The sequence below is a fragment of the Nostoc sp. ATCC 53789 genome, assembly GCF_009873495.1.
In the GTDB taxonomy this organism is placed as follows: domain Bacteria; phylum Cyanobacteriota; class Cyanobacteriia; order Cyanobacteriales; family Nostocaceae; genus Nostoc; species Nostoc muscorum_A.
This window is the reverse complement of sequence record NZ_CP046703.1, coordinates 5,112,501-5,127,187: the sequence shown is the minus strand read 5'-3', so window position 1 is coordinate 5,127,187 and position 14,687 is coordinate 5,112,501. Positions and strand designations below refer to the sequence as shown.

12 protein-coding genes and 1 rRNA gene (1 of these 13 only partly in view) are annotated in these 14,687 nt (G+C 42.2%); 9 read left to right on the top strand and 4 right to left on the bottom strand.

Annotated elements, in window-relative coordinates; all coding sequences use genetic code 11:
* Positions 1-8 precede the first annotated feature (8 nt).
* Positions 9-1,157: an alanine--glyoxylate aminotransferase family protein gene (locus GJB62_RS21295; RefSeq protein WP_114080517.1), complete on the bottom strand. Its 1,149-nt coding sequence runs from the start codon at positions 1,155-1,157 to the stop codon at positions 9-11.
* A 164-nt stretch (positions 1,158-1,321) separates the two neighbouring features.
* On the opposite strand from GJB62_RS21295, the gene GJB62_RS21290 reads away from it, so the two are divergent.
* The 4 genes from GJB62_RS21290 (at position 1,322) to GJB62_RS21275 (ending at position 3,755) form a co-directional block, all read left to right on the top strand.
* Positions 1,322-1,711 carry a DUF1499 domain-containing protein gene (locus GJB62_RS21290; RefSeq protein WP_114080518.1) on the top strand — a complete coding sequence of 130 codons (390 nt, stop codon included), beginning with the start codon at positions 1,322-1,324 and terminating at the stop codon, positions 1,709-1,711.
* Positions 1,712-1,973: 262 nt separating this feature from the next.
* Positions 1,974-2,642, top strand: a complete 669-nt coding sequence (locus GJB62_RS21285) for a DUF1345 domain-containing protein (protein WP_181852788.1) — start codon at positions 1,974-1,976, stop codon at positions 2,640-2,642.
* A gap of 114 nt (positions 2,643-2,756) precedes the next feature.
* Entirely contained in the window at positions 2,757-3,002 is a 246-nt protein-coding gene (locus GJB62_RS21280) for a ChaB family protein (RefSeq protein ID WP_114080519.1), read from the top strand.
* A gap of 177 nt (positions 3,003-3,179) precedes the next feature.
* Complete coding sequence (locus tag GJB62_RS21275; protein WP_114080520.1) at positions 3,180-3,755, top strand: GNAT family N-acetyltransferase; 576 nt, start codon at positions 3,180-3,182, stop codon at positions 3,753-3,755.
* A 97-nt stretch (positions 3,756-3,852) separates the two neighbouring features.
* On the opposite strand, the gene GJB62_RS36730 is transcribed toward GJB62_RS21275, so the two are convergent.
* Positions 3,853-4,020, bottom strand: coding sequence for a hypothetical protein (locus GJB62_RS36730; protein WP_167755995.1), 168 nt, complete (start codon positions 4,018-4,020; stop codon positions 3,853-3,855).
* A gap of 161 nt (positions 4,021-4,181) precedes the next feature.
* Complete coding sequence (locus tag GJB62_RS21270) at positions 4,182-6,599, bottom strand: ATP-dependent helicase (protein WP_114080521.1); 2,418 nt, start codon at positions 6,597-6,599, stop codon at positions 4,182-4,184.
* 123 nt (positions 6,600-6,722) lie between these two features.
* Between GJB62_RS21270 and GJB62_RS21265 the strand changes: the two genes are divergently transcribed.
* The gene (locus GJB62_RS21265) at positions 6,723-7,952 is read left to right on the top strand and encodes an ATP-binding protein (protein ID WP_114080522.1); all 1,230 of its coding nucleotides are present in this window, start codon (positions 6,723-6,725) and stop codon (positions 7,950-7,952) included.
* A gap of 69 nt (positions 7,953-8,021) precedes the next feature.
* On the opposite strand, the gene GJB62_RS21260 is transcribed toward GJB62_RS21265, so the two are convergent.
* Entirely contained in the window at positions 8,022-9,110 is a 1,089-nt protein-coding gene (locus tag GJB62_RS21260) for a RuBisCO accumulation factor 1 (protein WP_114080523.1), read from the bottom strand.
* Between the two features lie 659 nt (positions 9,111-9,769).
* On the opposite strand from GJB62_RS21260, the gene GJB62_RS21255 reads away from it, so the two are divergent.
* The 4 genes from GJB62_RS21255 to GJB62_RS21235 form a co-directional block, all read left to right on the top strand.
* On the top strand, positions 9,770-10,726 hold the full coding sequence (locus GJB62_RS21255; protein ID WP_114080524.1) for a response regulator: 957 nt from the start codon (positions 9,770-9,772) through the stop codon (positions 10,724-10,726).
* Between the two features lie 111 nt (positions 10,727-10,837).
* The gene (ubiE, locus tag GJB62_RS21250) at positions 10,838-11,551 is read left to right on the top strand and encodes a bifunctional demethylmenaquinone methyltransferase/2-methoxy-6-polyprenyl-1,4-benzoquinol methylase UbiE (protein WP_114080525.1); all 714 of its coding nucleotides are present in this window, start codon (positions 10,838-10,840) and stop codon (positions 11,549-11,551) included.
* A 226-nt stretch (positions 11,552-11,777) separates the two neighbouring features.
* Positions 11,778-13,013: a DUF445 domain-containing protein gene (locus GJB62_RS21245; RefSeq protein ID WP_114080526.1), complete on the top strand. Its 1,236-nt coding sequence runs from the start codon at positions 11,778-11,780 to the stop codon at positions 13,011-13,013.
* Between the two features lie 687 nt (positions 13,014-13,700).
* A 16S ribosomal RNA gene (locus GJB62_RS21235) occupies positions 13,701-14,687 on the top strand (it continues 505 nt past the right edge of the window).

Below are 14,687 nucleotides of genomic sequence, written 5' to 3'. Positions count from 1 at the left end.
AGCAAAAACTACTTAGGTAAAACCTGCCGCAGTGCTGCTAAAAGTTGGTCAACACTTTCCTTTCGACTATTAAAGCCCATCAATCCCACGCGCCAGACAAGACCTGCTAGTTCGCCAAGACCACCGCCAATTTCAATATTATGTTCATTGAGTAACTGCCGTGCGATCGCTTTCCCATCTACTTCTGCTGGAATACAGACAGTGGTAAGCGTTGGTAGTCTATACTCCTGCTCAACATGCATACTCAGTCCTAAATTCTCTAACCCTTCCCAGAGATACTCTACGTTTTTTTGATGCCTCTGCCAAGAGTTTGCTAATCCCTCTTCTGCAAGCAAACGTAGTGCTTCCCGCAAGGCATAATATAAATTAATGGGTGCTGTATGGTGATAGGTGCGTTCAGCGCCCCAATACTTACCCAGTAACAACATATCCAAATACCAGTTTGCAACCTTACTTTGGCGCTGTTGCAATTTCTCAACTGCACGCGCACTCATCGTAAAAGGCGAAGCACCAGGCGGACAACCCAACCCTTTTTGGCTACAACTATAAGCTAAGTCAACTCCCCAGGCATCCAAAAATAACGGAACGCCACCCAAACTTGTCACAGTATCCACCAGCAGCAAAGTGCCAAATTCATTGCATAAATCAGCAACTCCTTCTAATGGTTGCCGTGCGCCTGTTGAGGTTTCGGCATGAACTAGAGCCAAAATAGCCGGACGATGAGTTTCTAGGGCTGTTTTGAGTTCATCTAGATTGAAGACTTGTCCCCAAGGCTTGGTAATGGTTCGGACATCAGCACCATAACGTCCAGCCATATCTACGAGGCGATTACCAAAGTAACCAGCCACACCAATCAAAACTATATCACCAGGTTCAACAGCATTAGCGATCGTTGCTTCCATTGCGGCTGTTCCCGTACCACTGACTGCAATGGTGAGTGGGTTTTCTGTCTGCCATACGTAGCGTAGCAATGACTGAATTTCATCCATGAGGGCGAGAAAAGCTGGGTCAAGATGCCCAACTGGTGAGGTATTCATCGCTTGGAGAACTGTGGGATGGGCATTGGATGGCCCAGGCCCTAACAGTAGACGGGATGGGATTTCTAGCGGTGTGAGTTGCAAACGCCCGGAGTCGTTGATTGAAATTGTTTGCGTCATAATCTGTCTTCGCCTAGACGATACTTACCGGATCATAGAGCGAACGCATCACTGATGTTTTAAGGAATCTGTCATTTGCCAGAAGATGCGATCGCCGCAAAGCATTACAGTGGTTCAAGTAAATGTGTGAGATTATAGTTATTTACTTACCTGGAGACGTAATTATGGTTTTTGCTGGCAAACGACCGAATAATTTAGGTGTTAGCAACGGTAAATTAGCATCCTGTCCTAACTCTCCTAACTGTGTTTCCAGTCAGAGTGCAGATGCAGCCCACAAAATTGCACCATTGACTTTTACGTCTAGCCCACAAGAAGCGATCGCTAATCTTAAAGAGATTATTCAGTCCTTACCAAGAACCAAAATTATTACCGAAAGCCAAGATTATTTATATGCAGAATTTAAAAGTGCTTTATTGGGATTTGTGGATGATGTAGAGTTTTATCTAGACCGAAATGCCAATACGATCCAAGTTCGTTCCGCTTCACGCTTAGGTCAAAGCGATTTGGGTGTTAATCGTCAACGAATAGAAACGATTAGAGCCAAGTTGAAATAATTCGTAATTCGTAATTAGTTGAGTATTATACGGTGTATACACAAGTTGGAAATAGTAGTTTGTCAAGGAATAATTGAGGAGTATATTCTTTGTAGAGACGGCGATTTATCGCGTCTTTCTAACATGTCAGTCTTTCAGAAGCGATAAATCGCGTCTCTACATGAGGGCTTTCTGGATCTTACTTGTGTTTACACCGTAGCCTTTTAAGAGAGATTACAAAGTAATTAAATCTAATTGGATAACATCTGCGATCGCAATATTTGTGAAACTTAACTTATTTAAAAACTTTGACCCTCGACCCAGACTTATAATTGCTGTCGCACTCGCTGTATTAATTTCAGTAATACTTCCACGTTGGCTGCACTTACCGACTCGCATTCTCTGCGCTTGGAACTTTGGTGCTGACTTTTTCTTAGCCGTAACTTGGTGGAAAATGATCGAGGCTACACCAGAAAAAATTCGCCGTTATGCTGAGAATCAATATGAAGGACATTTAGCTATATTCATGCTGGTGATAGCTGCGGCTTGTGCTAGTGTTTTAGCCATTGGGTTTTTACTAACTGATAAAAAAGAGTTGTCAACAATTCTGCTTATTCTACATGTCATACTTGCAATTATGACCATTGTCGGTTCATGGCTATTAGTACATACAATGTTTGCAGTGCAATATGCACACAGCTATTACAAATATATTAATCGTAATCATAGTGAAGAAATTATCGCAGGTTTAGATTTTCCTAATAACGACTCTCCAGACTATTGGGAATTTTTATATTATTCATTTGTAATTGGCATGACAAGCCAAGTTTCAGATGTGGAGACGAGATCGCGCGAGATGAGACGCTTGACTTTGTTGCATAGCATATTATCGTTCTTTTTCAATACCACAATTTTAGCCATGAGTATCAATATCATTGCATCGCTGATTTAAAATTGCCTGACTCAGCCAAAAGTATGATTATTTACTTCTATTCTTCTAGAAAGAGGAAATTATACTGCCAGTTTTTTAGTATGAACTTAAGTTGAAATAATTGGAGATAAGTTTATGGCTGATAAAACAATAAATGAATTGCCCAATGAAATTAGAGAACAGTTACCTGAACACGCACAGCAGATTTTTGTAGCAGCATTAAATGCCGCTCAAAGTAATGGTTTTAGTGAAGAGGGTGCGCGTGATGTTGCTTGGAATAGTGTAAAGAATGAATACGAACCGGGCAACGATGGTAAATGGCAGAGAAAACCTGAAGACACTGCTATACATAATAAAGCTGTTACGTCTGGTGGCAATTAAGCAAATTTAAGTTTGGCATCTTTATCTTTTGTTAGAGCTAAGGCAAAAATTTAAGGGGAATTTCATTCTTACAAAGTGGACATGGAATTCCCCTTTTTTTTCATAATTTTTGCAAGATAATAGATATTTTGAACAAACTATAATTATTTGAATACTCGTTAGAAAATATATATAGATATGCTAATTCAACAAGACGAAATAGCTATTCGTCTAATGCAAGATGAAATTTATGATTATGAGTTGCTCGCAAAATGGTTAACTGATGCACAAGTTTTGCAATTTTATGAAGGAAGAGATAATCCTTTTCCTTTAGAAAGAATTATAGAAACGTACAAACCTATGATCGAGAGAGATGATCCGGTTGTTCCGTGTGTGTTCTACTATCAAAATATTCCCATTGGTTATTTGCAGTATTGTGCGCTCAATGACTTATCCCAAACTGATAGACAATTGTATCATCTTGAACAAACTGATTATGTCTACGGAATTGATTTGTTCATAGGTGAAACCGACTATTGGAATAAGGGAATTGGTACAAAAATCCTGTCAGCAATTATCACCTATATTTTTGAACATCTGCAAGCTCATAAAATTGTCATAGACCCGCACGTTGATAATCCTCGTGCCATTCGCTGCTATGAAAAATGCGGTTTTGTGAAATTAAAGTTATTGCCAGCCCATGAACTACATGAAGGGAAATACTCAGATTGTTGGCTTATGGCAATAGACCGAAAAAATCCGTTGCACCCCTAATTTACAATGGTTTCTCAGTTAATGCCCGATCGGATACCGAGAGTTGCACAGAAGCCAAAATCATAACTGTAATTTGCCATAAGGCTATGTCACTAAATTAACTCGCGTGTTCCCAATCACTAAGTAATTCATGCTGTTGTGCTGTTTTCTTGCATTGGCGGAATGGTACTTTAGGGCTACCAATATTCATGCCAGGAAAAGACTGTTTTTTCGTTTTGGTGAGTCTATTTTCTATTGTGGTGGAACTGATTTGTTGGGTTTTCATTGATAAATAAATTTCCGATTAAAAGCTGAACACCAATGTATAACACCAATTTCCAAATGGCAAATTCCACAAGAGATAATTTATTTTATACAGATATTCTGGGATGCTGCGATCGCAAATCCCTTTAAATTCCTGCAATTTCTGAAAACTTTTGATCGTCCTTATTTAGCCATTACCGCTAAATTCGCCACACATTCAGGAAATTGGCGCTTTAACGCTGGAAATACCGGGCAAGGCGCTTGTTCTTGTAAATTCTCTGGTTTACTCCAAGTAAAGGGGGCTTTCTGCGCTGCTGACATCCATACCAGACGCTTGGCCCGTGTCATCGCAACGTAGAGTAAACGGTACTCCTCAGATATTTTCAAATGCTTTGCTTGTTCCCATGCTTCCGTAACATCTGGTATGGTAGATTCCCCGTGGAGAGCAGCCCGAATTTGGGCGCGGGCTACTTCTGATAAGGTAAAGTCACCTAAAAACTGGCTTTGGGGAGGAACCCAAAATCTACCAGGAATCAAGTTTTCGTGGAGAAAGGGAAGAAATACATAGTCCCAATCTAGCCCTTTGGCTTTGTGCATGGTAATAATGGTCAGTTGACCGCGACGAGTGTAACGTTCTTCCGAATCTTCAGTTTCCACTGGTTCAAACCGTTCGGAACTGACGATTTCACTTAAGGCTGACAGCATTCCCCCCATTGAACTATTGCCAGCTATCTGCTGGTTTACCCGTTCTGCAAGTTTGTCAGCAGTTGCTAATTCTGCCTGGTCGTAATTTAAAGTCAAGGCGAGAAAGGAAATTAGCTGGTACAGGGGCAATTCCAAGCGGGCGCGAAGTAAATTGCGGCACAAGCGTGCAGCCTTTTGGACTGTTTCTGTCTGGGGTGCTGCTAGGGGGCCTGGATACAAAAATTCTTCTGGGAGACTAGCAAGGGCGTTGAGGTCTTGAGTAGGAATTAACTGGCGCTGTACTAATGCTTCTAAGGCGGATTTCAGGTAATCCGGGGAGTGGGGGCGATCGCAAAATTGCAGCAATGCTAAAATCTCTTGGGGAACATGGGAACGGCGATCGCGTTCTCCCACATCGTAAAGTGTAATATTATGCTCTTTGCATACAGGTGCTAGAGCCTCTGATAACCATCTTCCTTGGCGATTTTCCCGTACTAAAATCGCTGCACTATTTTGTGTTGGGTCTTCGCCAAATAACTCGATTACTCTTTGAGACAATAATTCAACGGTGTGATGAATGTCATGCGGGGTATAAAGTTCTAATCCCCGTCCGATTGGTGCTGGGTTGGCGTTCTTTTGTGGATCGCCTGTTTCAACAGGGCGAATTGTCTGCAAGCGAAATGGTACTTGTCGGTTGTCAGGAGTCTGTTGTCCGTTATTCGTTTTTGCTAAGGATTGATTATTGATCCATTTGAGGGCAAAGTTAGCAGCTTCAATGATAATTCTCGTACTGCGACCAGCTTGATCCATTGTTGCCAATCGTTCGATGCGATCGCACTCTTCGCAAAATTGCCGAAAATAAATCGGATCGGCTGGGGTAAAGGTAGAGTTAATTGCTTGGTTGGGGTCGCCAACTCGGACTAAATTTAGTGAGGTGTGAGGAGTCAGGATTGATGATTTATCACCTTTGTGCCCATCACTCGCCAAAATTTCTAGCAGTTGTGTCTGTAGGGGGCTAGAATCTTGGGCTTCATCTTCAAAGACGGCGAAAACTTGGTTTTGCTCAATGCGGCGGGCGCTGTCGTTTTCTAAAACGCGCAGTGCGGCTAAAATCATATCGTCGTAATCGATAAAGTCACGCGATCGCATTAAGTTTTGATATTGCTCATACAATCCCGCCGCTACGCTCAAAATTGTATATTCGTCTGTGGTTTGTTTACTCCACTCCCGCAGTTTTTCTGGCGATATCCCAGAACTTTTTGCTTCATGAATTACCGTATTCGCCAATTCCGGCAATACTTCTGTTCGTAGCACCGATTGACGACGCAACCTTTCTGTCTCTTCTCCGTCAAATTGATGACCTTCTAATAACCGTAAATATATTCCGGGATTATTGGCAATCCATTGCTCTACAGCAGTTCGGATAAAGCGATGACTTTGAGTTGGTGTAATTAATGTGACATTTTCTAACTGCAAACCGGATAAATCCGAATGGCGGCTAGCAATATTTAACGCTAAACCATGTAGAGTATAGACAAAAAATCCCGTCTGGGGTAAAGATAAATCATCTCGTAAAAATTTGCGGATCTTCGCTTTAATATTGGCAGCAGCAGAGCGAGTAAAGGTGACGACTACCAAATGACGACGCGAGGATGGGCGCGACTGGGCATAACGTTCATATTGACGGGCGATCGCGATCGCCGCCGCCGCCGCCATCCCAGTAGATTTGCCTGCACCAGGAACGGCAGAAATAGCCAAAGGACCAGATCCCCAGTCAGCCATTTGTTGTTGTCCAGGGCGTAGACTGTTGCGAATTGCGAGAATCTTCTCCCTCAGGTTAGGAACAGGCGATCGCTCAGACAATTCTGAGTGGAGGGATTCTTGAGCCACAGGAGTAGTAAATTTAGAGTCTGACATATCAAATTTTATATTTAGAAGAATAATTCTTTAAGCAAGAATTCACAATTCAGCCATCTTAATGTTAGATTAGCTTAATTTGATATCTTTCTAAGCTCTAACTAACCAGAAAAATAAATAAAGATGAAAATTCAAAAAATAATTACACAAGGTCTTAGCTTATCTAATAATGCTATTTCCTATCATGTTAGTCAGGAGCTAGCAGCTATTTATCCTAAAAAAGCATTGCTAGAAAGTAATGATAGTTCTTTCAATTTAGAAAAGTACGCTGAGGCAAATTTCTGCAAAATTAAACATGATAATCATATCCATAACCAGATACTTACTGGTTGGAATGGCATGGATAACGAGATTTATAAATATAATGAAAATGCCAGATTTCAAGTTTCATGGCAAGGAAATAAACTTGATGTTGTCTTAATGAGTTGGAATGAAGGTTATTGTAAAACTCGTTATTCTTGGATTTTGGCAGATACTTCAGAAGTAGCTGAAAAGTTTTTTGCCGCAGTTTGTGAGTGGAACTCAGAAATTCGTGATGAACTGTTAGTTTTTGAAGATGGTTGCTGGGATAAAAATCCCGAACTCTTTCAATCTATTCAAAGCTCAACTTTTGAAAATCTAGTTTTGCATAAAACTCTTAAACAAGATATTCAAGATGACCTAATAAACTTCTTTGCCTCCCGCGAAACTTACGCAAATTATAGCGTTCCTTGGAAACGTGGCATTTTATTTATTGGCTCACCAGGAAATGGAAAAACGCATACAGTTAAAGCGTTGATTAACCAAATGCAGCAGCCTTGCTTATACGTTAAAAGCTTTAAGTCTGAATATGCTACTGATAGCGACAATATCCGTAAAGTATTCAAACAAGCACGGCAATCTGCCCCTTGTGTTTTGGTATTAGAAGATATTGATTCTCTCTTAAATGATGAAAACCGCTCTTTCTTTTTAAATGAGCTTGATGGTTTTGCCTCTAATCAAGGAATTGTGACTATTGCAACCACTAATCATCCAGAACGTTTAGATTCAGCAATTAGCGATCGCCCCAGCCGCTTTGATCGGAAATATCATTTTGATCTGCCAGCGTTTCCAGAACGAGAAACCTACATCACATTGTGGAATGATAAATTAAACAGTGAAATGGGATTATCTGAGCAGGCTGTAAATCAGATGGCTGCATTGACAGAAGGCTTTTCTTTTGCCTACCTCAAAGAATTATTTCTCTCATCAATGATTCGTTGGATAGGAGCGATGGAAACTGGGGGATTAGAGAAGATCATGATTTCTCAAGTTGCAATTTTGCGAGAACAAATGAGCAGCACAACTGTTAGCAACAAAGATTTAGAAAATTAACACGAAATTTTATCGAAACAGAATTCAGAATTCTGACTCCTGAATTCTGAATTCTGAATTCTTCTTCAATTATTCATCAATTTGCCAGGAATCCTTAGTTAATTCTTCATCCAGAATTTTCTTAGGACGCACAATGATAATAATTTGTCCTAGTAAAGGAATTTCTGGCTCAGTTTCAAACCACTGAAAATCTAATTCACCACCCTTTTCAACAACAAAATAGCTAGAGGCATCCCATTCTCGTTTGGCACGATCTATCACAACTACAACGGGCCCAACTTGGCTTTGGGTTTGGATGGGAAAGCGATCGCTATTCGCTAAAATCACTACTGGATCTTCTGCCGCCAATAGCACTTGCCATCCTGGTAATGGAACCCAAGCTTGCTCTCCAGAAAACTTAACCAGACGAAATGGTTCAATTTCTGTCAATATTGGCACAGCTTGCAAATCTTGCCGTGATAATGGCAACTCACCCACTACGGGCAAAATTCGGGGTAATTGTTCTTCAAATTCCAGACGGTAAAAGGGTAAAATTGGCGCTGGACGCTGGGGAACGGTAGTAAAATCAGTCAGTAGTTGTTCGATTTTTTGCCTTGCACCTGGCGTATGAGCAAAACGTAAACCTTTGGCGATTAGGCGCGATCGCTGTTGTAAATCTGCATTTTGGCGTGCCAGTTTCCAAACTTGATGAGCAACAGCATCTCCAGGATGGGCAGAAAACCCTTCTGGTAAAGTGCGGTAATAGGAGAATTCTTTAATTGCTTTTGCTATATCCCGTGCCTCATCAGCATCAACATTGTGGAAGAAGATCAGTTCGGCAGCGGCGGCGCGTTCTTCTTGGGTGAGCAAACGGAGTTCATATAAAACATCACTGCCGCGTATGGCATAGTGCGATCGCGTTTCTTCCGATACTCCAGAGTTTTCCAAAGAATTGTAAACTTGAGAACCAACAACTACCTGATTTTGTTGAATTGGCTCAAATCCAGTCGCCTCAAAAATTTCTTGGGGGTTGTAACCGGTTTTTAGCAACGAGGCGATCGCCGTTCCCCATTCCACCCAGTTGCCTTGTTTTTGCCTCAGTCTTCGTAGTAACTCTTGTGCTACATCGTTGGTAGCATTTTCTTCGGGATTCTGAGCGTTGGGTGGTAGATCAGTCATAATCGGGATGCGAGCTTCAACTTGAGAGGATGATTAACACCTCATGAGCAAGTCTTATTCTAATCTATAGAATTACCCAGACCTACTGTCTTGAGTTCAGAAAGAGGCAGGAGATTGGAATTTCAACCACTCTAATTCCAAGCCATTCTACTAGTAACACTACGCACATTTATGTGCCTTTACTGTGCTATCTTAACTGCAAAACTTTAGCTGAACCCTAATTTTCTTCTTAGGGCAATTCATCTAGACGGAAAGCGTAAGCCATTACGGTGGAAGGGTTTCCCGGCATCAAGGAACTAGCGGTAGTGTAGCAAGCAGTAGCGTACCCCTGCGGCAAAGAAAGCTACGTGCAGGGTCTGGTAGAGGAGTAAAGCTTCATCTGTAGTGCTTCCTACAGGCTATTGCCCCTACCGCGTGTACTTTTACATAAACCCTACTATGATTAAAATCGCCATCGCTATGCTGATTTAGTAGGTTTTTTTGGTGCAATATTTCCTAATTCAGATATTTGGGCAGGTAAATTTCCTCTGTATAGCTCACTCTTGTAGTTTTAAAATATGCAAAATAGCTCCGTATAAACCCTTGACAATTTTTAGCTATTCTCAACTAAGCTTGGTATGGAATATAACAAGATAGTGAATATTTAAAGGAAATATCTTATGGATAATCCCAGTGTCGAAATTGATAAAGTCCAATATCAAGTAATGACTCTCGAACGACCAAAAAAGCTGAAAATCTTGGTAGTTGACGATGAGCCAGATAATCTCGATCTCCTTTATCGCACCTTTCGACGCGACTTTAATGTTCTGAAAGCTGATAGTGGAGTGAACGCTCTACAAGTTTTGGCCGCAGAAGGGGAGGTAGCTGTGATTATCTCCGATCAACGGATGCCAGAAATGAAAGGAACTGAATTTCTGAGCAAAACTGTACCTCAGTTTCCCGATACGGTGAGGATAATTCTCACCGGATTTACTGATATTGAAGACTTGGTAGAGGCGATTAATGCTGGACAAGTCTACAAATATATCACCAAGCCTTGGGACCCAGGAGAACTCAAGGCAGTGGTGCAAAGAGCAGCAGAAACCTACGACTTGCTCAAGCAACGTACAGAAGAATTACGCCGCGCTCATGCTCAAATGGCGCTGCTGAGTGTTTTAGTACAGGTAACTCAAGCAGCTTCTAGTTTAGAGGAAACTCTTGCTCCAATCGCCAAGGCTGTGAGTGAGACTTTTGGGACAGAAGGCTGTATTTTACAACTTACACATGGAAATACTCTGATTGCAACTCAAGGAACTTACAGCGATACAGGTAAAATAGAGAATTGGCTATCTCTTGACCCACTAACAACGCAAGCGATCGCCACTGGGCAAATGCAAGTTTCTTTAAATATACCTAAAGACACTAAACTAATTGATGCTACTCACTACCAAAATACTGGTGTGCAAGCACATTTAGTTATCCCAATTAGCTACCATAATGAACTTTTGGGCGTATTATCGCTACAGTGGAAACAACCTTGCACTTTGCGGGAAGATGAATTAATGCTAATTAATTTATCAGCACAACTGGTAGCGATCGCTCTGACTAGCAGTGGATACCATCAACCCATTGTGTAGTTGTCATTTGTCCTACCCTGCGGGAAGCCGCTAGCGCGTCTATGTCATTTGTCTTTTACCCTTGGCAAATGACGAATGACTAATGACCAATGACCAATGAATTATTGACCAATGACTAACGAAGTTCAATCCATTTTTAACCGTATTGCTCCAGTTTATGACCAATTGAACGATTGGTTGAGTTTGGGACAGCATAGAATTTGGAAGGAAATGGCAGTTAAATGGAGTGCGGCTAAATCGGGTGATACTGCATTAGATTTGTGCTGCGGTAGTGGCGATCTAGCTTTACGTTTGGCAAGGCGCGTGGGAGCTACAGGATATGTATATGGAGTGGACTTTTCCTGCAACCTGCTAGAAACTGCTAAAGAACGTTCCCAAAAGCAATACCCTCAACCTGCGTTGGCTTTGCCCGCCGTAGGCATCGCCTGGGTAGAAGCAGATGTACTAAATTTACCCTTTGACGACAACCAATTTGATGCCGCAACAATGGGCTATGGTTTAAGGAATGTTAAAGATATTCCTCGCAGTCTTCAAGAGTTATACCGTGTTTTGAAACCGGGTGCTAAAGCTGCAATTTTGGACTTTCATCGACCGAGTAATCCTCAGTTACGTGCCTTTCAGCAGTTGTATCTGGATAGTTTCGTGGTGCCAGTTGCCAATTATTTAGGGTTAAAAGAAGAATATGCTTACATCAGTCCCAGCTTAGACCGCTTTCCCATAGGCAAAGAGCAAATAGAGTTAGCGCGTCAAGTTGGTTTTGCTGTTGCCACACACTACCCCATTGCGAACGGTATGATGGGAGTGCTGGTAGTCAGCAAATTTTAGATTTTAGATTTGGGATAGCGTGGCGTAAAGCCAATGGCATAGCTTCGCTTAGAGCGACTCTGCGAACGTCTTTTAGATTGGGGACTGCGGAATAGGTAATGGCTAATGGAAAATCGTTAGTAGTTAGTGGAAAAAAAACTCATAACTAATAACCGCCAATTACCAATCCCCAATCCCTAATTTCTAATCTAGAATTCAAAATCCAAAATCCAAAATCCAAAATCCTGTGGACTGGTCTCATCTTTGGCTTTATGTGTCTCCCCCGGTACTGGGTGGAATTATTGGCTATTTCACAAATGATATAGCCATCAAAATGTTGTTCCGTCCTTACAAAGCAATTTACATTGCTGGACGAAGAGTACCCTTCACGCCTGGCTTGATTCCCCGCAACCAGGAACGTCTAGCGCTGAACATTTCCAAGACCATTATGGGGTCACTGTTGACACCACAAGAATTGCAAAATTTGGCGCGGCGTTTGTTGCAAACAGAACGCGTGCAAGCAGCAATTCTCTGGTTGTTGCGATTGGCGATTGAACAAATCAACACAGAAAAAAACGAGAAAAGTGCCAAAATTGTCGCGGGAATTTTGCGGGATTTGCTAGGGGAATCCTTACCTCGGTTACTCAAGGTTTTAGCGCGACGTGAAGACTTTTTGGAAGCGCAAATCAATCAAATTTTTGACCAAATATTGCTGGAATTTCAACTGAGTGAAGAACAAGCGACAAGGCTTGCTGATTGGTTGTTAGAAGTAGTTTTACCACCGGATATGCTGCGCCAAGCGATAGTTGATTTTTTGACCGATCGCACCATTCAAATTATTGATGAAGGGTTCCGCGAAAAAACCAGTGGTACTTATTGGGTGGTAGCAAATTTGTTTGGCTTACGTAATACTCTTACACGGCTACGAACTTTTTGCTTAGATGAGAAAGAAGCTACCAACAATCGTTTGCAGGAATTGACTCAAGATTTACAAATACGCGATCGCATTAGGAAATTTCTGCAAAACTTATCACTACAAAACTTGCCGATGGGTACGGTGCGACAACTGCGAAAGACCACCCGCGAAAGTGTCCGCCATTATTTACAAAATAGTGGCAGCGATTTTTTACAAGGATTAACTGATTCTGTTGATTGGGAAAATATTGCTGTAGTGCTACTGAATCGTCTTAGTACTTCACCGGTTGTCAGTACTTCTTTAGAAGTGATGAGTCAAGAGTTGGCTCTAATTTTAGACAAGTATTTGGAAAAAGATTTAGAAATAATTGTGGCACAGGCAATTCCGATTTTATCGATAGATCAAGTGATAGTTGACCGGGTGAAATCAACTTCACCTGCTGATTTAGAAGCTGCTATCGAGGGAATTGTCAAAAATGAATTGCAAGCCATTGTGACTTTAGGTGGTGTTTTAGGTTTTGTTATCGGCTTATTGCAGACAGTATTTTTAGTATTAAGTCAATATTAATTTTTTGTCATATCATAGCTGTAAGTTGCCCAAATTCTGAAATGAGTGAAATTGAGCGATCGGCTTTTGGCAAGAGATATGAGTTATCAAAACTTAAGCAAATTGCGTAGCAAGTGTATAAAATTTTGCCGTATGGCTCCTGCGACAAGGTAAATACAGATGGATGCTATCGCTATGTACAGAGCTTTTTCAAAGATCAAACAGTAATCCTAATACTCCAGCAACTATCTACAAATATCTATATATAGATTAGATGCACCACCGACATTACTACAACATTAGGTATATCAATATCGTAGGGCTGGGCGATGAGACAACCGCGCTCACCCCAGAAGTGATGCAACAAAGCTATTACCGATTGAAAATTCACGCTTCCCCCATCCTTAGTTGGCACAGTGCATAAACCATTGTTGCCTAGAACCCGGCACTGTGGGAAGTTTCAGGTGACAAAGAAACAGTCCAAAAGAATTTTGGAGAAAATAGTTGACACAAGGGAGTGTGTTCGCTATATTGAATAAGTGCCTGAAGCGGAGAGCTTGAAGCGACTCGCGAAAAGGGATACCGAACCTTGAAAATATTATAGTTTGAAAGCAATTATACAGCAAGTGTGTTGCGTCAAGAAAATAAAAAGATAACTAAGCTGAAGTTAAAAAAGAGCAGCTAAAAGAGCTATAGAGCTTTCCAATTAAAACGGAGAGTTTGATCCTGGCTCAGGATGAACGCTGGCGGTATGCTTAACACATGCAAGTCGAACGGTGTCTTCGGACACAGTGGCGGACGGGTGAGTAACGCGTGAGAATCTGGCTCTAGGTCTGGGACAACCACTGGAAACGGTGGCTAATACCGGATGTGCCGAGAGGTGAAAGGTTAACTGCCTAGAGATGAGCTCGCGTCTGATTAGCTAGTTGGAAGTGTAATGGACTCCCAAGGCGACGATCAGTAGCTGGTCTGAGAGGACGATCAGCCACACTGGGACTGAGACACGGCCCAGACTCCTACGGGAGGCAGCAGTGGGGAATTTTCCGCAATGGGCGAAAGCCTGACGGAGCAATACCGCGTGAGGGAGGAAGGCTCTTGGGTCGTAAACCTCTTTTCTCAGGGAAGAACACAATGACGGTACCTGAGGAATAAGCATCGGCTAACTCCGTGCCAGCAGCCGCGGTAATACGGAGGATGCAAGCGTTATCCGGAATGATTGGGCGTAAAGCGTCCGCAGGTGGCAATGTAAGTCTGCTGTTAAAGAGTCTAGCTCAACTAGATAAAAGCAGTGGAAACTACATAGCTAGAGTACGTTCGGGGCAGAGGGAATTCCTGGTGTAGCGGTGAAATGCGTAGAGATCAGGAAGAACACCGGTGGCGAAGGCGCTCTGCTAGGCCGTAACTGACACTGAGGGACGAAAGCTAGGGGAGCGAATGGGATTAGATACCCCAGTAGTCCTAGCCGTAAACGATGGATACTAGGCGTGGCTTGTATCGACCCGAGCCGTGCCGTAGCTAACGCGTTAAGTATCCCGCCTGGGGAGTACGCTTAAGCAACGGTGAAACTCAAAGGAATTGACGGGGGGCCCGCACAAGCGGTGGAGTATGTGGTTTAATTCGATGCAACGCGAAGAACCTTACCAAGGCTTGACATGTCGCGAATCTTCTTGAAAGGGAAGAGTGCCTTCGGGAGCG

Excerpts from the sequence above, each read along its gene's own strand:
- GJB62_RS21295 (WP_114080517.1), bottom strand. The coding sequence starts at position 1,157 with ATGACGCAAACAATTTCAATCAACGACTCCGGGCGTTTGCAACTCACA.
- GJB62_RS21290 (WP_114080518.1), top strand. The coding sequence starts at position 1,322 with ATGGTTTTTGCTGGCAAACGACCGAATAATTTAGGTGTTAGCAACGGT.
- GJB62_RS21280 (WP_114080519.1), top strand. The coding sequence starts at position 2,757 with ATGGCTGATAAAACAATAAATGAATTGCCCAATGAAATTAGAGAACAG.
- GJB62_RS21275 (WP_114080520.1), top strand. The coding sequence starts at position 3,180 with ATGCTAATTCAACAAGACGAAATAGCTATTCGTCTAATGCAAGATGAA.
- GJB62_RS36730 (WP_167755995.1), bottom strand. The coding sequence starts at position 4,020 with ATGAAAACCCAACAAATCAGTTCCACCACAATAGAAAATAGACTCACC.
- GJB62_RS21270 (WP_114080521.1), bottom strand. The coding sequence starts at position 6,599 with ATGTCAGACTCTAAATTTACTACTCCTGTGGCTCAAGAATCCCTCCAC.
- GJB62_RS21265 (WP_114080522.1), top strand. The coding sequence starts at position 6,723 with ATGAAAATTCAAAAAATAATTACACAAGGTCTTAGCTTATCTAATAAT.
- GJB62_RS21260 (WP_114080523.1), bottom strand. The coding sequence starts at position 9,110 with ATGACTGATCTACCACCCAACGCTCAGAATCCCGAAGAAAATGCTACC.
- GJB62_RS21255 (WP_114080524.1), top strand. The coding sequence starts at position 9,770 with ATGGATAATCCCAGTGTCGAAATTGATAAAGTCCAATATCAAGTAATG.
- ubiE (WP_114080525.1), top strand. The coding sequence starts at position 10,838 with ATGACTAACGAAGTTCAATCCATTTTTAACCGTATTGCTCCAGTTTAT.